The organism is Bradyrhizobium sp. WSM1417, from assembly GCF_000515415.1.
Lineage (GTDB): Bacteria > Pseudomonadota > Alphaproteobacteria > Rhizobiales > Xanthobacteraceae > Bradyrhizobium.
Genome location: NZ_KI911783.1, coordinates 5,992,069 through 6,011,930, shown reverse-complemented (window position 1 = coordinate 6,011,930; position 19,862 = coordinate 5,992,069). Strand labels below are relative to the sequence as shown.

Sequence of the window (19,862 nt, the reverse complement as noted above, 5' to 3'; positions counted from 1 at the left end):
GAGTAGGTCATGGACAAGAATTACCCCGAGATCACCCGCCAAATCTCCGCCAACCTGCGCAAGCTGCGCAGTGACATTCCCGATACCATGAAGGGATTTGCCGCGCTTGCCCAGGCCGCCACGCGCGACGGCGCGCTGGACAAGAAGACGAAGGAAATGATTGCGCTCGCGCTCGGCGTTGCCGCGCATTGCGACGGCTGCATCGGCTTCCATACCGAAGCCCTGGTCAAGCTCGGTGCAACGCGCGAGGAGGTCGAGGAAACGCTCGGCATGGCCGTCTATATGGGCGGTGGGCCGTCGCTGATGTATGCCGCGGACGCGATCGCGGCCTACGAGCAGTTCCAGCAGCAGACGCTTGCCGCCTGATGTCAGCGATGCGAATCGCAGAGGCAGGACCGGGCGAGTTATCTCGTCCGGTCCCGTCTGTCATGGCTTCATCGACTACCAGCGATCGCCGACACCGACGCCAACACTGACGCCGGGCGCGCGGATGCCGACGCCGGCGCGCGGACCATCGTCCCAGTCACGATAGGTGCGGCGCTCGTAGTAACGGTCGCGCGGCATGGTCGCGTAGGAGTCGCGCACGATCACGCGCGAGCCGCCGCGGGTGCGATAGCAATTGCCCGAATCGTCACAGACCAGCCGCACTTGCTGGACGAGATCGGGGCTGGTGTATTCGCGGGTCGTGTAAACGTCGGCGGCCTTCGCGCCGCTCACCGCTGCCAAGGCTCCGACACCAGCCAGCAATGCAATCGTGAATGTCCTCATCATGTCCTCCTCGAAACTGCCCTCGGCGGTAACAAGAAGGGGAGGCCGTGATCGTTCCGGCAAAATTACAGGTTTTTCCCGGAACTGGATCGCGTGTCGGCGTGATTGTTCCTAGATCGGCTCGTAGCTTTCCGATCCGCAGATGTCGTCCGCTTCGGCGCGGCGGCGATCGATCACCTTTCCGCCTGATATGGTCACGATGTAGGTCTGCGGACCGAGCGGCGAGCCGGTCGCCGAGGTGAGCTGGGCGCGGACGCAAGCTGTCCAGCCCGGTCCCCGCACCTCACGATGGGGTGGGGCGACATGCACCTCACGCGGGTTGGACGTGCTGAGGAAGACGAATTCGATCTGCCCGCGCACGACGCGTCTGACGTCGGGGGGCGGTTCGGGCGGCGGCTGCTCGGCTTCCTTCATGCGCATGAACTCGGGCACCGGTGCGCGGCTGTCGGCAAAGCCGCAGGCCCCGAGCGCGAGCGCACTGGCCAGCAGCGCGGCATGAGCAATAATCCGTAACATCCGTGAGGGTCCCCTGCGGGCCAAAACATAGGCACGAATGCGATCCGACGAAGACCCGGCCGATCAAGATTTGCTGAAGCCAGGATTTCTTGGACCCAAGATTTCTTGGACCCAAGATTTCTTGGAGCCAGGATTTCTTGGAGCCAGATTTCCTGGGGCCCTGGAGCCCGCGGCATTGGCTATTCCATAATTGCCGGCTAGTTTGTGCCCCAGACGAGGGGGATTGCGCCCATGAGGATTTTGGTCATAGCGGCCGCCGTGCTGGTGCTGGCGGTTACCTCCGCGCAGGCGCAGATGGGCGGCGGCAGGCGTCAGCCTAACGAGGGCGGCCAGAAGTCGGACAACAAGCCCAAGGTCGACGAGAAGGCCTACAAGGCCGCACTCGAGCGCATTCCGGAGTCCAAGGAGAAGTATGATCCATGGAGCGGGGCGCGTCCGCCTGAACCTGCCAAGAAGCCGAAATAGGTGAGGCGGGCGTTGGCGAGCCGCCGTTGCTATTTGGCCGCTCTCATCACGCTCCTTTTGTTCTCGTCGCGGCCAGGCATCGCGCGGCAAACGGTTGGCCGGTAGCGAGTAGGCTGGCCAGGCGAGGTTTCGTCGTCGTGCTCGACCGCGACACCGGCAAGCCGATGTGAGTCTGCGCGCGGGCCATCGCCCTCGTATCAAAGTGATCATCATCGTGTTGTGGATGTGATGCGAACGATCATTCACATCGTATGCACTACTGTACGAAAGCGAGGCCGATGCGCCTCTCGCTACGCCAGACGGGGCGGCATTTGCGCACGAAATTGTCGCGCGCGATCGCGAGCGTGAACAATTGCGGCACTGTGACGGTGGAGTCGAGCTCGATTGCGGCGCCGTTCGCCGACATGTTTCGCACCGTGCACGTGATGCCGCAGTTTTCAAAGGTGATCGTTCCACCCTTGAAAACACGGTACCGCTGCGCTGCACGCTTCTCGATCATCCGCGTTAATCCATAATGATATTTGTGAAGTAGTGCATAGAAATTACGTTGAACTAAACTCAATACTGGCGCTACTTGCACAGCGCTTCAGATTTCGTTTACGACGTCGAAGCGGAAGTCACTCCGCCGATATTCCCCCAAGCCGTCCTTTGTGGCGCTACGCGCCGATGGAGATATTGATGAAGACCACGTTTTCGCTTCTGTTCGCTGCAGCGCTCTCGCTGTCGTCCATGCCCGCCCACGCCACCAAGCTCGATCTCGCGACCATGAGCTGCAAGCAGTTCCTGGAGAGCGGCGACGACACCATCAAGATGGTGCTGACCTGGATGGACGGCTGGTACAAGGGCGACGAAGAGAACGCGATCATCGATACCGACGTATTCGTCGAGAACGCCAAGCAGTTCGGCAGCTATTGCGGAAAAAATCCGAACGTCAGCATCGTCACCGCGGCTGACGAAGTGCTCGGCAAGTAACATCCCCCGCGTGACGGCACGACGCGCGATCACAACCGCGTTTCCCGTCTCGACATGACGCCATTGAGAGCCGCGGTGCGCTTTGCGCTCACGCGGCTTTCTTCTTTCGGATGATGCTCACCCCGGCAGCATCGCGAACGCGCTCGACACCATCGCCACCGGCTTGTTGTCGGTAGCCGAGAGCAGCGTGACGCGGCCAAAGCTCATGGTGCGTCCGAGTCGCACCACGCGGGCGTCGGCCAGCACGTCCGACGAGGAGACGGCGCGCATGAAATGCGTGGTCTGGTCGACCGTCGTCATCGGACGATAGCCGCGGTTGGCGGCGAGGTTCGCGATCACCATCGCGGTGTCGGCGAGCGCCATCAGCGCCTGGCCGCAGACCACGCCGCCGTTGCGGCACAGGCGATCCGAGAACGGCATGCGCAGGAGCGCTGCCGGCTGCCAGTCCGGCACGTCCGGCGGCGGCAGGTGCTCGATGCGCTCGACCGACAAATTGAGATCCTGGACCCAGGGCGCAAAGACCTCGCCGAGGATGCGTCGGGCCTCACTGATGCCGAACTCGGCTTCTGGCTGCGATGGCATTGCTGTCGTTCCCTCCTGTATTGCCGGATGTTCGGCGTTTCGAGCGGACCGGCGCGGCAAAGTCGCCGGTCTGCCGCGGGTCCCGTCGGCTTGAAAATGCCTGACTTCGCCCGGTATGATGCCACGGAGTGGGTATGGGTGGGTGATGTTGCGTCGGTATGTCCTCGTGTTTTGTCTGGCCGGGCTCGGCCTGTTGCTGAACGGGTGCACCAAGTGCGGCCCGATCTGGGACGACTGGCTCCACGCGCCGAAATCGTGCAAATCGGACCGGCTCTAGCGGGCCGAGCGGCCCCTGCCGTTGTGCCAGGGGTGACAAGGCGCGGGCGACCCGCGCCGCCATGGATGATCAAGGAGTCGATGATGAAGCTTTTCCGTGTGGCCGCGGTGCTGGCTGTTCTGGCGGGACCGACCGTGCTGGCGGGACCGGCCTCTGCGCAAATGCCCAATCTCAATTTGCTGCAGGACGGCCCGGGCAAGACTCCAGAGGAGAAGGCCGCGGAAGCCGAGCGTGACAGGGCCTACAAGGAAACGCTGAAGAAGATTCCGGATTCCAAGGCGTCCAACGATCCCTGGGGCGGCATGCGCTCCGACCCGCCGAAGCCGTCGGCAGCGCCAAAGGCCTCGGCCGCGACCGGTGCGCCGAAGAAGAAATCCGGCACGGCTGCCAATTGACCTTCTGCCCGATCGGAGGCGGCTGAGGCCTCCGGCCGGGACTCCCCTTCGGCCGGCTTGCTTCCTACATTGCGCGAGAGCGTATTGCGTAAAGGAGGCGGGACATGGCCGATCGTCCGCGGGATCTCGCCGAGCGGATGGCGCGCCGGCGCAGGATGGGCGGCAAGGCCGGCGTGACGGCCGGCGACGGTTATCTGCGCGAGACCTTCACGCTGCCACGCGCGGCGGCACGGGAGAGGGCGCAGGCTTTCTTCACCCGCTACCCCAAGGCCGGCTATATGAGCGCGGTCGAGACCTGGCGCGAGCTGCCCGGCGGTGATATCGAATTCACGATGCGGCGGCTGCCCAGCGCGGATTAGGGCCGGCCCCTATTCGAAGGTTTCGGATGTGATGCGGATCCGGAACACGGGCTCCTTGGCCTCGTCCAGCAGCTCCATATTCCATTCGGAATTTTCCTGGAGCTTGCGGGCGATGCCGGCGGCCATGTCGGCGCAGACGCTGGTCATCTCCTTCCAGGCCAGATCGCGATCGGCAAATTCCGACGCCTGGTCGGCGCAGCCGGAATAGCTGCCGTTCCGGATTCGAAAAAAGTAGAGCGGCATGGTTCGCACCGATCGCGCCTGATGGCTCCGTCCCCACGGCCATAATCGCTGGCAGTCCAATCCCAAACCGTCGGCAGATCAATTCCGGTCGGCTACGGAATAGCCCCATGGGCGCCGCTGCTTTAGGCCATGACGGCTGCGGCGCGTCGGGGCGCGCCAGCCCGCCGTCGATCTCGATCCGGCCGCTCAGGCGGTTTTGCGCCCGATCGCCTTCAGCTCCCGATCGATCCGCAGCTGCACCCGCCGGATCGCCAACAGATCGATCTTGGTCTCTGTCTGGCCAGTCTTGATCTGCTCGCCGATCCGGAACTGCCACTGCCAGATGCCGGGAATTGCCGTCTTGGCGACGGTGAACTCGACGCCCCTGTGATTCATGGCCTTCTCCCACGATTCACTTCCATCACTGAGAACATGCTGGGCGGCATAATATTCCAGGGAAAGCCAAATCTGTCGGTAAGTCCCGGATAGCCCACGGCTATCTCGCAAGCGCACGCGCCGGCCGCCCAGCCGCGGCGCGAGACCTCTCCCGTGGTTCTCCGGCCAAGAACAGAGTTCCTGGGATGGGTAAGGGCGCCTTCCGGAACGCGGCGGCATGTGCCTTGCTTGGCCCGATCACGGTCAGCAACATGGGCGCGTCATGCCGGGCATTCCCCGCCGCTATTCTCATTTCGTGTTCGGAATCATCCAGTCCGGACTGACCTCGCTGATCGCCGCGGGCATCGCGAGCTTTCCGGCAGGGAACGCGCTGGACTTCCTCGCGCACTGGATGGTGTCGTGGCTGATCGCATGGGCGGCGATGCTGCCGATCGTGCTGCTCGCAGCGCCGGCGATCCGCGCCTTCTCGCTGCGTCTGACGCAGGAGGAGGGCGGCTCGCAAACCGGCCGGCCGGCATGAAAATCGGCAAGAAAACCGGAATGAAAAAACCCCGCTTGGGAGAACCAAGCGGGGAAAGGTTATTGGAGGCTGAGGTGCTGGGCTGCAACACCATAGCCAAGCGACCCTAGCCGGCTCAGCTTACGACAGCCTGACAAGGCTTGACGGCGACAGCGAAAGCCGGAGCTCGGGGCCGCACACTGGCCCCGCACCGGTCCCAATTTCGACATCCGTTCGCACAACTCAGGACACAACCGCAGGCGAGATTTCGCAACGACGGTGCTGCCATGGGGGAAACGTGGCCCACCGGCAACGGGGTGGCATCATGGACAACGTAGAGCGGTCATTCGCCGCCGCGACGGCGGCTGGCTTCGTAGTGCTGGTGATCGGCATCGGGTTGCTGGTTCTGCTGTAGGCGGGGTTGGGTGCCGGGATACGGCTCTGGGGGTGGAAAGGCCCATGCGCGCCTTTCAAAAACGCGAAAACAACCCCATGCACAGTAGCCCGTCAGAAAATTCCGTCGTTTAATCAATAGCTTACTGGTAGTATTTAGATACCATATTGGCTCGGACTCGCCTTCACGGCCATCCGAATCCCAATTCCCGTGCCGATTCCCCCGGCCGCTCCGGCACCGTCGCCAGCGCGTTGCCGCTGGCAAACATCGCCACCGCCTAGCGCGTCCGCCGGGCCGGCCTCGGCTCCTATGCCCTCGTCGCGGCGGCCTAATGAACCCTGATCGCGTCCAGCGGCAAATGGAGTTCGGCGGCACGCTCTTCGCGGTCCTTCTTGCGGAACTCGTTTTCCTTGCGCTCGAACTTGCTCATCTCCTCCCGCGCCGCTTCCAGCAGCGGAATGCGCCGGTTCGTATCGTGATGCGTGTTGTTCGTCATTACTGAGGTCCCCAGAGTTGCGGTCCCGTCCAAGAGAAGACCGCAGACCGCGAAAGGTTCGGTGCCGCAGGATTACGGAATTCTCACGGCGCGCAGCTCATCCGGCTTGATACGCGTCATTTAACGCGCAAATCCGCAAAAGAACATATTGCGAACCTAGAACAAATAGGGTACATTGATTTTATCGCCGCGCCGCCTCGCCAGCCGTTTGTCCCTCTAGCGAATCCTCGCCATAAGGAGCACGACCCAATGTCCACCACTGCCCTGCGTATCGTCGAAGGATCTTCCATGGACAAGAGTAAAGCTCTGGCCGCCGCGCTCTCCCAGATCGAGCGGCAGTTCGGCAAGGGCTCGGTGATGAAGCTCGGCAAGAACGACCGCTCGATGGATGTCGAGGCGGTCTCCTCGGGCTCGCTCGGGCTCGATATCGCGCTCGGGATCGGCGGCCTGCCGAAGGGGCGCGTCGTGGAGATCTACGGGCCGGAATCCTCGGGCAAGACCACGCTGGCGCTGCACACGGTTGCGGAAGGACAGAAGAAGGGCGGCATCTGCGCTTTCATCGACGCCGAGCACGCGCTCGACCCGGTCTATGCGCGCAAGCTGGGCGTCAACATCGACGAGCTTCTGATCTCGCAGCCGGACACCGGCGAGCAGGCGCTGGAAATCTGCGACACGCTGGTGCGCTCCGGCGCGGTCGACGTGCTGGTGATCGATTCGGTCGCGGCGCTGGTGCCGAAGGCCGAACTCGAGGGTGAGATGGGCGATGCGCTGCCGGGTCTGCAGGCCCGCCTGATGAGCCAGGCGCTGCGCAAGCTGACGGCGTCCATCAACAAGTCCAATACCATGGTGATCTTCATCAACCAGATCCGCATGAAGATCGGTGTGATGTACGGCTCGCCGGAAACCACCACCGGCGGCAACGCGCTGAAATTCTATGCCTCCGTCCGCCTCGACATCCGCCGCATCGGCGCGATCAAGGAGCGCGACGAAGTGGTCGGCAACACCACGCGCGTCAAGGTCGTCAAGAACAAGCTGGCACCGCCGTTCAAGCAGGTCGAATTCGACATCATGTACGGCGAGGGCGTCTCCAAGATGGGCGAGATCCTCGATCTCGGCGTCAAGGCCGGCATCGTCGAGAAATCCGGCGCATGGTTCTCCTATGACAGCCAGCGTCTTGGCCAGGGCCGCGAGAATTCGAAAGCGTTCCTGAAGGCCAACCCCGACATCACCGCCAAGATCGAGACCTCGATCCGTCAGAACTCCGGCCTGATCGCCGAGCAGATTCTCGCCGGCAGTCCCGAGCGTGACGCCGACGGCGAGGAGCCGGCGGACGAGTAAGCCTTAGTCGAATAGATTTCGCGAGGAGCGGGCGCTGAGGACGTTGAGTTGCCGACGTCTTCGGCGCCTGTTTCGTTTGCGTTGATCAGGTGGTGCGATGAAGCGTCTGATCTTGACCAGTTCGTCCGGAGGCCAGCTCGCACGATCCGGGTTGGCGGAGATTGTCATCTCATACTCGTTTCACTTTGAGTGGGGACCTCTGCCCTCGCCCGAGAAGCTCGCAGCCTATTTCGCGGCGCGTTCGGCGAATCTCGGGCCGGGTGATCATTGGTCCGATTGGGGCATCCGCTGGCCCAAGGGCATCAAGGACCGCAAAGATTTGTCCCTTGCCGACTTCTGCGAGCGATATGACGTGGTTGAACTTTGGTTCGACCCAGCTCCCCGGGATCAATTGCAGCTCGTCTGCCTGCTGGACCACCTCAGCTCCTGCTCCTCGCTGGTGCCAAAGCTTCGACTTCGACTTGTCTCATCCGAGCTGACGACAGCACACGGTGAGGATCTCGCTGCATCCGAGCCGCACATTCATGTCGTGCCTGTTAGGGCCCAAGAGTTCGAGACTGCCCGGTTGGCGTGGTCGGCCTACCGCGCAATGACCCCTGAGGCGTGCGTCGATCTCCTTCACCAGGATCTCAGTGCATTGCTGATGCTGCGCCCGGCCTTGCTCGATCTCATGGCAGAACTGCCGTCGCCTTCGACGGGACTCGGTGCGACCGAGATGCGGTTCTTGGAGATGCTTGCCAGAGGGTTTGCGAACACGAATGCGTTGTTTCACCTGCGCTCGCAACGGCGAACATATGTGTTCGGAGAATTTGAGTTGGGTTCGTTGCTCGAGGGGCTCGCGCTCGGCCCCAGGCCCGTAGTGGCCGGGCTGGGCGACGAACTGCGCACAATCGATCGCGAAAATTTAAGAGCTCGGCACGAGGTCTATCTCCGCAGCCGGTTGTCATTGACCGAGTTCGGCAAGGCTGTCCTGGCCCATCAGGAAGATTTCAGTCGCCACAATCCGATCGACCGCTGGTGGGGCGGCACGCACCTGACCAACGACCGGCTGTGGCGTTACGGCCATGTTTTGATGAAGCCTTGAGGCCACGGTATGACGCGGCTCATTGTCACGACAGACTCGTCCATCGCCGGCGCCATTCAACAAGCGGGCCTTGCCGACCTCGTGATTGCCATCGAGCGCCGGCTGGTCTGGGGACCGTTGCCGGCCGATGCAGAGCTGGACGCATTCTTTGCGCCGCGTACGACACAGCCCCGCGGGCTTCATTGGCTCGACGATACGCCGTCCTGGCGTCTCGAGGAATCAGGCGCGAAGGATCGAGGACTGATCGAACTGCTCGCGGAATATGGCTCGGTCGAGTTTTGGCGAGGGCCGGAGCCAAATGCGCAATTGATCCTGCTCTGGCTGCTCGATCATTGGGCCCGCCGACACGATGCAAATCCCGACTTTGTCGTGCGCTCCCTGTTCTTGGGTGTCAGGGATGTCGACCCACCGCGAAGCGAACTCTACCCGCCGGCTGTTGCGATCACACCTCGTCAACTCAAATCGGCCAGGCGTGCATGGCGGGCCTATCGCGCGCCGACCCCGCAAGGTTGGAGGGATCTCTTCAAGACCAATTTGAGCTGGTTGCCACAACTCGCCCCTCACGTGAGGGCTCTCCTCAACGAACTTCCGCGTCCTGCCTCAGGCCTTGGAGCCACGGAAGCGCGGATACTCCAACTCATCGGGCGAGGCGGCATGCAGCCTTTCGATGTCTTTCCGGGCCACCAGAAGTGCAACGAGCTGGATGTGTATGGTTATTGGGAAGTTGGAGCGCTGCTTGACGGCCTTGCGCGGTGCGAGAGGCCGGCGGTGTCCGGACTGGATCAAGGTCCGTTTTCGCTAGAGATGCACGACGATTCCAGTCAGTTCGATCGGTACAAGCGGTCGCAATTGACGCTGACCGAGTTCGGTAAGGCGGTGCTGGGAGGCGACCAGAATTTCCGCCGGTACAACCGGATTGATCGCTGGTGGGGCGGCACTCACCTGACCAACGAGCGACTCTGGCGGTGGGACCCCGAGACCCGCTCGTTGATCGCGCCGACGTGATGTGAGGGCGCTGCTGATGGCATCCCTGATTGTCATGTTGTCTTTTGATTGAGAAATCACCTTGTCACATTTGATTTTGACCACGAACCATCTTGCGGCAGACACGCTGCGCCAGTCCAAACTGGCGAATATCGCGCTCGGCTTCTGCACGCGCTTCGTCTGGAGGAAATTGCCTTCCGCAGAGCAGCTTTTGATGGGGCTGGAGCGGCGGTCGGCAAAGCACTGCAATCCAGGCGATCATTGGCTCGACGACGTTTGTCGAGACTGGCTGGAAGGTTTCGGCACGCGCGATATCGGTTTCTTCGAACTCTGCACGAAGTTTGACTCGATCGAATTGTGGGTTGATCCTCGACCAAACGATCAGCTCGTGCTGGTCTGGCTGCTGGACCTACTTCGCCCCTACAAGGAGATCACAACGAAGCTGAGCCTGGTGCATACAGACGATCATGCCGCGAGCTATGCTGCAGAGTCTGTCGCAAAATGGAAGCTGCCGGGCTTCAAGGTGACCGACAACCATTTGGTGACGGCCAGCCGCGCCTGGCAGGCCTATCGGGCTGAAACGCCAAAGCCCTGTTTCGATCTTCTGATGACGGATCTGACGATGCTGCCGAGACTTCGACCGGCGCTCATTGCGTTGCTCGAAGAGCTTCCGGACAGCGTGACGGGCCTAGGTGCCAGCGAAATGGATATTCTGGACTTTGTGAACGACGGGCACACGGACCCGAGGCGTGTCACCGAAGCGTGGTGGATGCGCGATGTGTTCGACGAAAACGACGCGCGCGATGCTTTGCTCGAATTGGGGGCACATTCGACGCCGGCGGTCCTCTTGGGCGATCCGGCGTTCGACAATGAGGCCCGCTACTTCGGCAAGAGCGAGTGGAAGGTCACGCTGACTGAACTCGGGCGTTCACTTTTTGCCCGCGAAGACGACATGTGGCGCCACAACCGGATCTATCGCTGGTGGGGTGGCACGGAACTGACCAACGAACGGCTTTGGCGATGGGATCGCGAAAGCCGATTGCTGGTTGCGCCTTAGATAAATAAATCGTGTGCCGTAGGCTGTAGGATGGGTAGAGCGAAGCGAACCCCATCGCACTTTCCATCCTTAGAACGGAATGCAGAGATGGGTTTCGCTACGCTCTACCCATCCTACGCAGCATCTTACTCCGCCGCCTCCGCGTAATCGCTCACAGGCGGGCAGGAGCACACCAGATTACGGTCGCCATAGACGTTGTCGACGCGTCCGACCGGGCTCCAGTATTTGTCGGTGCGCGAGGTGCCTGCGGGGAAGCAGCCTTCGGCGCGGGTGTAGGCACGCTTCCAATCATCGTCCGCGATGTCGTGCACGGTGTGGGGGGCGTGGCGGAGCGGCGACGCCTCGATCTTGAAGCGGCCAGCCTCGACCTCGGCGATTTCCTTGCGGATCGCGATCATGGCATCGCAGAAACGATCGAGCTCCGCCTTGGATTCCGATTCGGTCGGCTCGATCATCAGCGTGCCCGGCACCGGAAAACTCATGGTCGGCGCATGGAAACCGTAGTCGATCAGGCGTTTTGCGATGTCGTCGACGGTGACGCCGGACGTCGTCTTCAGCGCGCGGGGGTCGACGATGCATTCATGCGCGACGCGGCCCTTTTCGTTCTTGTAGAGAACCGGGAAGTGCGCATCGAGCCTTGCTGCGACGTAGTTGGCGTTGAGGATCGCGATCTCTGTGGCGCGCTTGAGGCCTTCGCCGCCCATCATCAGGATGTAGATGTAGGAGATGGTCAGGATCGAGGCTGAGCCGAACGGCGCGGCCGAGACCGGGCCGACCGGCGCGTTCCCATCTGTCGCGGGATGACCCGGCAGGAACGGCGCGAGATGCGCCTTGACGCCGATCGGACCCATGCCCGGGCCACCGCCGCCATGCGGGATGCAGAAGGTCTTGTGCAGATTGAGATGGCTGACGTCGGCGCCGTAATCGCCGGGCCTGCTAAGGCCGACCTGCGCGTTGAGGTTGGCGCCGTCGAGATAGACCTGGCCGCCATGGCCATGCACGACGTCGCAGATCTCGCGGATATGCTCCTCGAACACGCCGTGGGTCGAGGGATAGGTGATCATGACAGCGGCGAGGTCGTTCGAGTGCTTCTCGGCCTTGGCGCGGAGATCGCTGACGTCGACGTCGCCGTTCTTCTCGCAGGCGACCACCACCACGTCCATGCCGACCATCGCGGCCGAGGCCGGGTTGGTGCCGTGGGCGGAGGAGGGGATCAGGCAGATCTTGCGATGCGTCTCGCCACGCGCCGCGTGATAGCCGCGGATGGCCAGAAGCCCGGCATATTCGCCCTGCGCGCCCGAATTCGGCTGCAGCGAGATCGCGTCATAGCCGGTGATGTCGCACAGCCATGTCTCCAGGCGCGCGAACAGCGCGTGATAGCCGCGGGCCTGCTCACGCGGGGCGAAAGGATGCAGCGAGCCGAATTCGGGCCAGGTCAGCGGCATCATCTCGGTGGTCGCGTTCAGCTTCATGGTGCACGAGCCGAGCGGAATCATCGCGCGGTCGAGCGCGAGGTCGCGGTCGCTGAGCTTGCGCATGTAGCGCAGCATCTCGGTCTCCGAGCGATGCGCATGGAAGACAGGGTGGGTGAGGAAGGCGGTCGCGCGCTTCAGCGCCTCCGGCAGCGCCTCGCGCGTGGTCGCGTCGATCTCGGCATAGGCAAGCTGGCCGCCGAAGGCGCGCCAGACCGCTTCGACCGTCGCGGGCGTGGTGGTCTCGTCGAGCGCGATCCGCAATGCAGTTTCGCCGACGCCAAGGTTGATCTTTTCGGCAGCGGCGCGCGCGACGATTTCGGCGCGTTTGCTACCTGCATCCACGCTGAGCGTGTCGAAGAAACTGTCGGACTGCAGCGCAAAGCCGATCTTGCGCAGGCCCGCGGCGAGCACGGCCGCGCGGCGATGCACGTTGCGTGCGATCTGCGAAAGGCCTTCGGGGCCGTGATAGACCGCATACATCGAGGCGATCACGGCGAGCAGCACCTGCGCGGTGCAGATGTTGGAGGTCGCCTTCTCGCGGCGGATATGCTGCTCGCGGGTCTGCAGCGCGAGACGGTAGGCCGGCATCCCGCGCGAATCCACGGAGAGGCCGACAATGCGGCCGGGCAGTGAACGCTTGAGCGCATCGCGCACCGCCATATAGGCCGCGTGCGGCCCGCCATAACCCATCGGCACGCCAAAACGTTGCGCCGAGCCGATGGCGATGTCCGCGCCGAGCTCGCCGGGCGAGGCGAGCAGTGTCAGGGCCAGCAGATCGGCGGCGATGATCGCGAGCGCGCCCCTGGCCTTGAGGCTGGCGATCGCGGGCCTGAGGTCGCGCACGGCGCCTGAACTGCCCGGATATTGCAGCAGCGCGCCGAGCACGTCGGTCTTGTCGAGATCGGTGAGGGGATCGCCGACGACCAGGGTCCAGCCCAACGGCTCCGCGCGGGTGCGCATCACGGCGAGCGTCTGCGGATGCACGTCCTTGTCGACGAAGAAGGCCTTTGCTTCGACCCGTGAGTGCCGCTCCGCGAGCGCCATCGCTTCGGCTGCCGCGGTCGCCTCGTCGAGCAGCGAGGCGTTGGCGACGTCGAGCCCGGTGAGGTCGCAGATCATGGTCTGGAAGTTGAGCAGCGCCTCGAGCCGGCCCTGGCTGATCTCGGGCTGGTAGGGCGTGTACGCCGTGTACCAGGCCGGGTTCTCCAAGATGTTGCGCTGGATCACCGCGGGCAAGATCGTGCCGGAATAGCCTCGGCCGATCAGCGAGGTGAAGACCTGGTTCTGGGCGGCAAGCTCGCCCATATGCGCGATGGCCTCGGTCTCGCTGAACGGCCTGCCGAGATCGAGTGGAGTCGTCTGCCGGATCGAAGCGGGCAGCGTCTGCGCCATCAGCGCATCGACGCTGTTTGCGCCGACGGCCTCGAGCATCGCGGTGACGTCGCGCGCCGAGGGGCCGATGTGGCGGCGAACGAAGCCGGTGGTGTCGCCGTTGGATTTGCGGTGCGCGGTCATCATGGGTCCTCGCTTTAGATCATCTGTCGTCGTCGTCATCGTCCGCGAAGGCGGACGATCCAGTACGCCGCGGCTTCTCGGTTCAATCCGTGCTGCCGGTGGCTACTGGATGCCCCGCCTTCGCGGGGCATGACGATCGGTTGGGTCTGCATCATCTCACGCCGTGTGGGCCTTGTACGCCGCTTCGTCCATCAGACCGCCGAGCTCGCTCTTGTCGGCCATCTTGATCTTGAAGAACCAGGCCGCGCCTTGCGCATCCGAGTTCACCAGCGCGGGCTCGGCGGCGAGCGCGGCGTTGGTCTCGAGCACCTCGCCCGTCACGGGCGCGTAGACGTCCGAGGCGGCCTTGACCGATTCCACGACGGCGGCGGCTTCGGCCTTCTTCAGCGTGCGGCCGAGCTTGGGCAATTCGACGAATACGACATCGCCGAGCTGCGACTGCGCGTAGTCGGTGATCCCGACGGTGGCGACATCGCCGTCGATCGCGAGCCATTCGTGGTCGGAGGTGTAGAGCGTCGTGGTCATTTTCTCAGTCCTCAGCGTTTGTAGGTGTTTTTCACGAAGGGCATGGCGGCGACGGTGAGCGGCAGGCGCTGGCCGCGCACCTCGGCGAAGAGTTTTGTGTCGATCGCGCTCGAGGCGGTCGGCACATAGCCCATCGCGACGGGCACATTCAGGCTCGGGCCGAAACCGCCCGAGGTGACCTTTCCGATCGGCTCGGCGGAGGTCGCATCCGCAAACAGCAGCGCGCCCTCGCGCACCGGCGCGCGGCCCTCGGTGCGCAAGCCGACGCGGCGGCGGGATGCGCCGTGGTCGAAATGGGCGAGAATCTTTGCCGCGCCGGGAAAGCCGCCGGCACGCGCGCCGCCGGTGCGGCGGCTCTTCTGCACTGACCATTCCAGTGCGGCCTCGACCGGCGTGGTTTCGGTGTCGATGTCGTGGCCATAGAGGCAGAGACCGCCTTCCAGCCGCAGGCTGTCGCGGGCGCCGAGGCCGATCGGCATCACGTCAGGGTTTTCCAGCAGCGTTTTGGCGAGGCGCTCGGCATCGCCGGCAGGAACCGAAATCTCGAAGCCGTCCTCGCCGGTATAGCCGGAGCGCGAGACGAAGCAGTCGAGGCCGGCGACCTTGTGCGGGCCGGAATCCATGAATTTCATGGCGGGCGCTTCTGCACATAATTTCGTCAGCGCCGATTCCGCCTTCGGCCCCTGCAGCGCGATCAGCGCGCGGTCGGCAAGCTGCTCGATGACGCAGTCGTCCGAGAGATTCGCGCGGAGATGCGCCTCGTCCTCGGCCTTGCAGGCGGCGTTGACGACCAGGAAGAGGTGATCGCCGAAATTGGCGACCATCAGATCGTCCAGAATCCCGCCCTCGGCATTGGTGAACTGGGCGTAGCGCTGCCGGCCCGGCGCGATCGCCAACATATCCTGCGGCACCAGCCGTTCCAGCGCGCGGGCGGCGTCCTCGACCTTGCCCGATTTCGGCCTGAGCGCGATCTGGCCCATGTGGGAGACGTCGAACAGGCCGGCTGCGTTGCGGGTATGAAGGTGCTCCTTCAGGACTCCGGCCGGATATTGCACCGGCATGTCATAGCCGGCGAACGGCACCATCTTGCCGCCGAGCGAAACATGAAGATCGTAAAGGGGGGTACGTTTCAGGGAGTCTTTGTCGTCACGCGCAAGCATCGGGGGGCCCTCGGCGGTTCCCCGGGAACGATTTCCCGTGGACACCAGTCGAAGCCCCATCTGTCGCTGTGCCTGAGAGTATTATCCCGTCGGCGGACGCTGTCCGGACCTAAACCCGTCGGCGCCTCTTTCCAGATGCTGTCAAAGCCACGCGGTCCTTTTGCCTGAGAGTTTCCGGGGCGGTTGCTCCTTCGGCGCCGGCTACCAGTGCCGGTCTCTCCCGACGTGGCCGTACGATACAGATGGGTAAAGACCACAGGCCGGCCAAGCCTGTCAACGCGGCATCGGCGGCTTTCCAACGGGATTGCGCGACTGCGGCAACGCCTTGATCTGGCTGCACAGTTTCTGGACAGCGAAGCTGGCCTTGTCTAAAAGCGCTTTGACCCGCAGATATCAGCCCAGATCACCGGTTTGGATGGCAAGTCAGCGGGTCCAAGCACACCCGATTGGATGAACATGAGCGGCGTCAACGAGATCAGGTCGACCTTTCTGAACTTCTTTGCCGAGAACGGCCACGAGATCGTGTCGTCCTCGCCATTGGTGCCGCGCAACGACCCGACGTTGATGTTCACCAATGCCGGCATGGTGCAGTTCAAGAACGTCTTCACCGGCGTCGAGAAGCGGCCCTATCAGCGCGCCACCACGTCGCAGAAATGCGTGCGCGCCGGCGGCAAGCACAACGATCTCGACAATGTCGGCTACACCGCGCGCCATCTCACCTTCTTCGAGATGCTCGGCAACTTCTCGTTCGGCGACTATTTCAAGGAGCGCGCGATCGAGCTGGCCTGGACGCTCATCACGAAGGAGTTCGGGCTCAAGAAGGACAAGCTGCTCGTCACGGTCTACCACACCGACGACGAGGCGGCCGGACTGTGGAAGAAGATCGCGGGCTTCTCCGAGGATCGCATTATCCGCATCCCGACCTCGGACAATTTCTGGGCGATGGGCGACACCGGCCCGTGCGGCCCGTGCTCGGAGATCTTCATCGATCGCGGCGAGCACATCTGGGGCGGGCCTCCGGGCTCCCCGGAAGAGGACGGCGACCGCTTCCTCGAATTCTGGAATTTGGTGTTCATGCAGTACGAGCAGGTGACGAAGGAGGAGCGCGTGGCGCTGCCGCGTCCCTCGATCGACACCGGCATGGGGCTGGAGCGCATGGCCTGCATCATGCAGGGCGTCGACAGCGTGTTCGAGACCGACCTGTTCCGTCATTTGATCGATGCGACGGCGTCCGCGCTCGGAAGCGGACCTGACGAGAAGACGGTGGCCTCGTTCCGCGTCATCGCCGACCATCTGCGTTCGTCGGCCTTCCTGGTCGCCGACGGCGTGCTGCCCTCGAACGAGGGCCGCGGCTATGTGCTGCGCCGGATCATGCGTCGCGCGATGCGCCATGCGCAGCTGCTCGGTGCGCAAGAGCCGCTGATGCATCGCCTGGTCTGGGCGCTGGTGCGCGAGATGGGCCAGGCCTATCCGGATCTGATGCGCGCGGAAAATTTGATCGAGGAAACGCTGCGGCTGGAAGAGACCCGCTTCCGCAAGACGCTGACGCGCGGCCTCGCCATTCTCGACGAGAAGAGCGCTTCCTTGAAGAAGGGCGACATGTTCGACGGCGACGTCGCGTTCACGCTGTACGACACCTACGGCTTCCCGCTCGATTTGACGCAGGACGCGCTGAAGTCGCGCGGCATCAGCGTCGACCAGGCTTCCTTCACCGATGCGATGGAGCGTCAGAAGGCCAAGGCGCGCGAATCCTGGAAAGGGTCTGGCGAAGCGGCTTCCGAGGCGATCTGGTTCCCGCTGCGTGAGAAGCTGGGCGCAACCGAATTCCTCGGTTACGAGACCGAGAGCGCCGAAGGCGTGGTGACCGCGCTGGTCAAGGACGGCAAGGAAGCCACGAGCCTCAAGGCCGGCGACACCGGCGCGATCGTGCTGAACCAGACGCCGTTCTACGCGGAGTCCGGCGGCCAGGTCGGCGACACCGGCGTATTGACCGGCGAGGGCGGCATCAAATTCCGCGTCACCGATACGCAGAAGAAGCTCGGCGATTTCTTCGTTCACGTCGGCACGGTCGAGAGCGGCGAGCTGAAGCTCGGCACCGCGCTGCAGCTCGAAGTGGATCACGGCAGGCGCTTTTCGATCCGCGCGCATCACTCGGCCACGCATCTCATCCACGAGGCGCTGCGCCAGGTGCTCGGCGACCATATCGCACAGCGCGGCTCGATGGTCGCGCCGGATCGTTTACGTTTCGACTTCGTGCATCCGAAGCCGATCACGGCGGAAGAGCTCGCGCGTGTCGAGGACATCGCCAACGACGTGGTGCTGGAGAATGACGAGGTCTCGACCCGCGTCATGGGCGTGGACGAGGCCCGCGAGGCCGGCGCACGCGCGCTGTTCGGCGAGAAATATGGCGACGAGGTTCGCGTCGTCTCGATGGGCCGGACCGCGCGCGAGCGCGGCGCCAACGCGCTCGGCTGGTCGGTCGAGCTGTGCGGCGGCACCCATGTCAGGCGCACCGGCGACATCGGCCTGATCACGCTGACCGGCGAGAGCGCGGTCGCCTCCGGCGTGCGCCGCATCGAGGCTTTAACCGGCAACTACGCGCGAAAACACGCCAACGACACCATGGCGCTGGCGAAGACCGCGGCCCACGAACTGCGAACCTCGATCGACGACGTCCCGGCGCGCATTGCCGCGCTGATGGAGGAGCGCAAGAAACTCGAGCGCGAGCTCTCCGACGCCCGCAAGAAGCTGGCGATGGGCGGGGGTGCATCTTCGAGCAACGGCGCGGCCTCCGGCGTGCGCGAGGTTGGCGACGTCAAGTTGATGGCGCGCGCCGTCGAGGGCATCGAGATGAAGGATCTCAAGAGCCTTGCCGATGACGGCAAGAAGCAGATCGGCTCCGGCGTCGTCGCGATCGTCGGCGTGACCGAGGACGGCAAGGCTGGCGTGGTTGTCGGCGTCACCGCCGATCTCACCTCGCGTTTCAATGCGGTCAATCTGGTGAAGGTCGCCTCCGAAGCGCTCGGCGGCAAGGGCGGCGGCGGCCGTCCCGACATGGCCCAGGCCGGCGGCCCCGATGGCGCGAATGCGGCCGCGGCGCTCACGGCGATCGAAAAAGCCATGACTGAACAAAAATCGGCCGGCGCGTAAGCAGGTGCGCCCCGTTCCGCGAGGACGTGGCTCAACCGATCCCAATCTGAGGGATCGCCTCTACGAATTGCTGGAGCACGATCCGCTGGCCTACTCGGTCGGGTCGCGCTTCATCCAGCTGATCATTGGCGTCATCGTGCTCGACGTCGCCGCCATGATCCTTGCCTCGGTGCCGGAGCTGGACGCGCAATTCGGCGCGCTGTTTTCGGCGATCACCATCCTGTCCGTGATCGTGTTCGCGCTGGAATATGCGGCGCGGCTGTGGACCGTGGCGGGCCATACCCAGCGCCCGGCGTCCGCGCTGTCGGACCGGATCGGCTATGTCTTCTCCGCACTCGGCATCATCGATCTGCTCGCGTTCGTGCCGGCCGCGATCGTGCTGGCGACGGGCCGGCACGCGACGCTGGCTGCCCTCGGCGTGCTGCCGTTCTTCAAGCTGGTGCGCTATTCGCCAGCGATGCGTTCGCTGCTCGCGGCCGTGCATGCGGAGCGGCGGGCGCTGATCGGCTGCATCGTCATCCTGATCGGCGCGGTGCTGACGTTTGCCTCGCTACTCTACGCCATCGAGCGCGACGTGCAGCCGGACAAGCTCGGCACCATTCCGCAGGCGATGTGGTGGGCGATCGTGACGCTCGGCACCGTCGGCTATGGCGACGTCGTGCCGGTGACGGCGCTCGGAAAGTTCATCTCCGTCTTCACCATCATCAGCGGCTTTGCCATGATCGCGCTGCCGGTCGCGATCATCTCGACGGCCTTTGCGGAAGAGGTGAAGCGGCGCGACTTCGTGGTCACCTGGGGCATGCTGGCGCGGGTGCCGCTGTTCTCGCATCTCAGCGCATCCGAGATCGCTGACATCATGCGGCTGCTGCGGGCGCGCACGATCGAGCAGGGCGAGATCCTGGTGCGGCGGGGCGATGCGGCTTCGTCGATGTATTTCATCACCGCCGGCGAGGTCGAGATCGCGCTGCCGAACCAGCAGGTGCGGCTCGCGGACGGCACCTTCTTCGGCGAGATCGCGCTGCTGCATAAGACAAAACGCAGCGGCACGGTGACGGCGACGCGCAAGACCCGCCTGCTGGTGCTCGATGCCCAGGATTTTCACGCCCTGATCGAACGCATGCCGACGCTCGCCGCGCACGTCCACAGGACGGCAAAGGCGCGGTTGGAGGGCAGCGGCGACCTTGCGGTGGCGGAGCTGGCGCAGGCGGAGAAGGAGGCCAACGACCGCTGAGG

At 63.8% G+C, this 19,862-nt stretch carries 22 protein-coding genes and 1 riboswitch; of the genes, 12 read left to right on the top strand and 10 right to left on the bottom strand.

Features of this window, described 5'->3' with window-relative positions:
- Positions 1-9: 9 nt before the first annotated feature.
- Complete coding sequence (locus BRA1417_RS0129625) at positions 10-366, top strand: carboxymuconolactone decarboxylase family protein (protein WP_027518887.1); 357 nt, start codon at positions 10-12, stop codon at positions 364-366.
- A 75-nt stretch (positions 367-441) separates the two neighbouring features.
- Here the strand turns inward: BRA1417_RS0129625 and BRA1417_RS0129620 are convergent, their stop codons facing one another.
- Both BRA1417_RS0129620 and BRA1417_RS0129615 read right to left on the bottom strand, forming a co-directional pair.
- Positions 442-771 carry a hypothetical protein gene (locus BRA1417_RS0129620; RefSeq protein WP_035968878.1) on the bottom strand — a complete coding sequence of 110 codons (330 nt, stop codon included), beginning with the start codon at positions 769-771 and terminating at the stop codon, positions 442-444.
- A 108-nt stretch (positions 772-879) separates the two neighbouring features.
- Entirely contained in the window at positions 880-1,284 is a 405-nt protein-coding gene (locus BRA1417_RS0129615) for a hypothetical protein (RefSeq protein WP_027518885.1), read from the bottom strand.
- A 231-nt stretch (positions 1,285-1,515) separates the two neighbouring features.
- Between BRA1417_RS0129615 and BRA1417_RS0129610 the strand changes: the two genes are divergently transcribed.
- Entirely contained in the window at positions 1,516-1,749 is a 234-nt protein-coding gene (locus BRA1417_RS0129610) for a hypothetical protein (protein WP_027518884.1), read from the top strand.
- A 256-nt stretch (positions 1,750-2,005) separates the two neighbouring features.
- Here the strand turns inward: BRA1417_RS0129610 and BRA1417_RS0129605 are convergent, their stop codons facing one another.
- On the bottom strand, positions 2,006-2,248 hold the full coding sequence (locus BRA1417_RS0129605; protein WP_027518883.1) for a PilZ domain-containing protein: 243 nt from the start codon (positions 2,246-2,248) through the stop codon (positions 2,006-2,008).
- A 179-nt stretch (positions 2,249-2,427) separates the two neighbouring features.
- On the opposite strand from BRA1417_RS0129605, the gene BRA1417_RS0129600 reads away from it, so the two are divergent.
- Positions 2,428-2,721, top strand: coding sequence for an HdeA/HdeB family chaperone (locus BRA1417_RS0129600; RefSeq protein WP_007602202.1), 294 nt, complete (start codon positions 2,428-2,430; stop codon positions 2,719-2,721).
- Positions 2,722-2,838: 117 nt separating this feature from the next.
- Here BRA1417_RS0129600 and BRA1417_RS0129595 read toward each other — a convergent pair whose 3' ends face one another.
- Positions 2,839-3,303 (bottom strand): PaaI family thioesterase, encoded by a 465-nt coding sequence (locus BRA1417_RS0129595; protein WP_027518882.1) that lies wholly within the window; start codon positions 3,301-3,303, stop codon positions 2,839-2,841.
- A 360-nt stretch (positions 3,304-3,663) separates the two neighbouring features.
- On the opposite strand from BRA1417_RS0129595, the gene BRA1417_RS0129585 reads away from it, so the two are divergent.
- Both BRA1417_RS0129585 and BRA1417_RS0129580 read left to right on the top strand, forming a co-directional pair.
- The gene (locus BRA1417_RS0129585) at positions 3,664-3,975 is read left to right on the top strand and encodes a hypothetical protein (RefSeq protein WP_027518880.1); all 312 of its coding nucleotides are present in this window, start codon (positions 3,664-3,666) and stop codon (positions 3,973-3,975) included.
- A gap of 104 nt (positions 3,976-4,079) precedes the next feature.
- Positions 4,080-4,334: a hypothetical protein gene (locus BRA1417_RS0129580; protein WP_027518879.1), complete on the top strand. Its 255-nt coding sequence runs from the start codon at positions 4,080-4,082 to the stop codon at positions 4,332-4,334.
- Positions 4,335-4,343: 9 nt separating this feature from the next.
- On the opposite strand, the gene BRA1417_RS0129575 is transcribed toward BRA1417_RS0129580, so the two are convergent.
- Positions 4,344-4,577: a hypothetical protein gene (locus tag BRA1417_RS0129575; RefSeq protein WP_027518878.1), complete on the bottom strand. Its 234-nt coding sequence runs from the start codon at positions 4,575-4,577 to the stop codon at positions 4,344-4,346.
- A 186-nt stretch (positions 4,578-4,763) separates the two neighbouring features.
- Positions 4,764-4,952 (bottom strand): hypothetical protein, encoded by a 189-nt coding sequence (locus tag BRA1417_RS0129570; RefSeq protein ID WP_027518877.1) that lies wholly within the window; start codon positions 4,950-4,952, stop codon positions 4,764-4,766.
- A gap of 262 nt (positions 4,953-5,214) precedes the next feature.
- Between BRA1417_RS0129570 and BRA1417_RS0129565 the strand changes: the two genes are divergently transcribed.
- A complete protein-coding gene (locus BRA1417_RS0129565; protein WP_018456377.1) occupies positions 5,215-5,472 on the top strand; it encodes a DUF2798 domain-containing protein in 258 nt (85 codons plus the stop codon).
- A gap of 701 nt (positions 5,473-6,173) precedes the next feature.
- On the opposite strand, the gene BRA1417_RS44355 is transcribed toward BRA1417_RS0129565, so the two are convergent.
- Positions 6,174-6,341: a hypothetical protein gene (locus tag BRA1417_RS44355; RefSeq protein WP_198034868.1), complete on the bottom strand. Its 168-nt coding sequence runs from the start codon at positions 6,339-6,341 to the stop codon at positions 6,174-6,176.
- A 249-nt stretch (positions 6,342-6,590) separates the two neighbouring features.
- Here BRA1417_RS44355 and recA point away from each other — a divergent pair, with 249 nt between their 5' ends.
- From recA to BRA1417_RS0129535, 4 genes are all read left to right on the top strand, one after another.
- The gene (gene recA / locus BRA1417_RS0129550) at positions 6,591-7,679 is read left to right on the top strand and encodes a recombinase RecA (protein ID WP_026233157.1); all 1,089 of its coding nucleotides are present in this window, start codon (positions 6,591-6,593) and stop codon (positions 7,677-7,679) included.
- Between the two features lie 97 nt (positions 7,680-7,776).
- Positions 7,777-8,763 carry a hypothetical protein gene (locus tag BRA1417_RS40980; protein ID WP_027518876.1) on the top strand — a complete coding sequence of 329 codons (987 nt, stop codon included), beginning with the start codon at positions 7,777-7,779 and terminating at the stop codon, positions 8,761-8,763.
- Positions 8,764-8,772: 9 nt separating this feature from the next.
- On the top strand, positions 8,773-9,768 hold the full coding sequence (locus BRA1417_RS0129540; RefSeq protein ID WP_027518875.1) for a hypothetical protein: 996 nt from the start codon (positions 8,773-8,775) through the stop codon (positions 9,766-9,768).
- 61 nt (positions 9,769-9,829) lie between these two features.
- On the top strand, positions 9,830-10,804 hold the full coding sequence (locus BRA1417_RS0129535; protein ID WP_027518874.1) for a hypothetical protein: 975 nt from the start codon (positions 9,830-9,832) through the stop codon (positions 10,802-10,804).
- A gap of 125 nt (positions 10,805-10,929) precedes the next feature.
- On the opposite strand, the gene gcvP is transcribed toward BRA1417_RS0129535, so the two are convergent.
- The 3 genes from gcvP to gcvT form a co-directional block, all read right to left on the bottom strand.
- Positions 10,930-13,794: an aminomethyl-transferring glycine dehydrogenase gene (gcvP, locus tag BRA1417_RS0129530; RefSeq protein ID WP_027518873.1), complete on the bottom strand. Its 2,865-nt coding sequence runs from the start codon at positions 13,792-13,794 to the stop codon at positions 10,930-10,932.
- Positions 13,795-13,950: 156 nt separating this feature from the next.
- Positions 13,951-14,319 (bottom strand): glycine cleavage system protein GcvH, encoded by a 369-nt coding sequence (gene gcvH, locus BRA1417_RS0129525; protein ID WP_027518872.1) that lies wholly within the window; start codon positions 14,317-14,319, stop codon positions 13,951-13,953.
- A gap of 11 nt (positions 14,320-14,330) precedes the next feature.
- Positions 14,331-15,479 carry a glycine cleavage system aminomethyltransferase GcvT gene (gcvT, locus tag BRA1417_RS0129520; RefSeq protein ID WP_027518871.1) on the bottom strand — a complete coding sequence of 383 codons (1,149 nt, stop codon included), beginning with the start codon at positions 15,477-15,479 and terminating at the stop codon, positions 14,331-14,333.
- Positions 15,480-15,622: 143 nt separating this feature from the next.
- Positions 15,623-15,712, bottom strand: a riboswitch (glycine riboswitch).
- A 223-nt stretch (positions 15,713-15,935) separates the two neighbouring features.
- Here gcvT and alaS point away from each other — a divergent pair.
- Positions 15,936-18,629, top strand: coding sequence for an alanine--tRNA ligase (alaS, locus tag BRA1417_RS0129515; protein WP_027518870.1), 2,694 nt, complete (start codon positions 15,936-15,938; stop codon positions 18,627-18,629).
- Between the two features lie 4 nt (positions 18,630-18,633).
- On the top strand, positions 18,634-19,860 hold the full coding sequence (locus BRA1417_RS0129510) for a cyclic nucleotide-gated ion channel (RefSeq protein WP_027518869.1): 1,227 nt from the start codon (positions 18,634-18,636) through the stop codon (positions 19,858-19,860).
- Positions 19,861-19,862 lie beyond the last annotated feature (2 nt).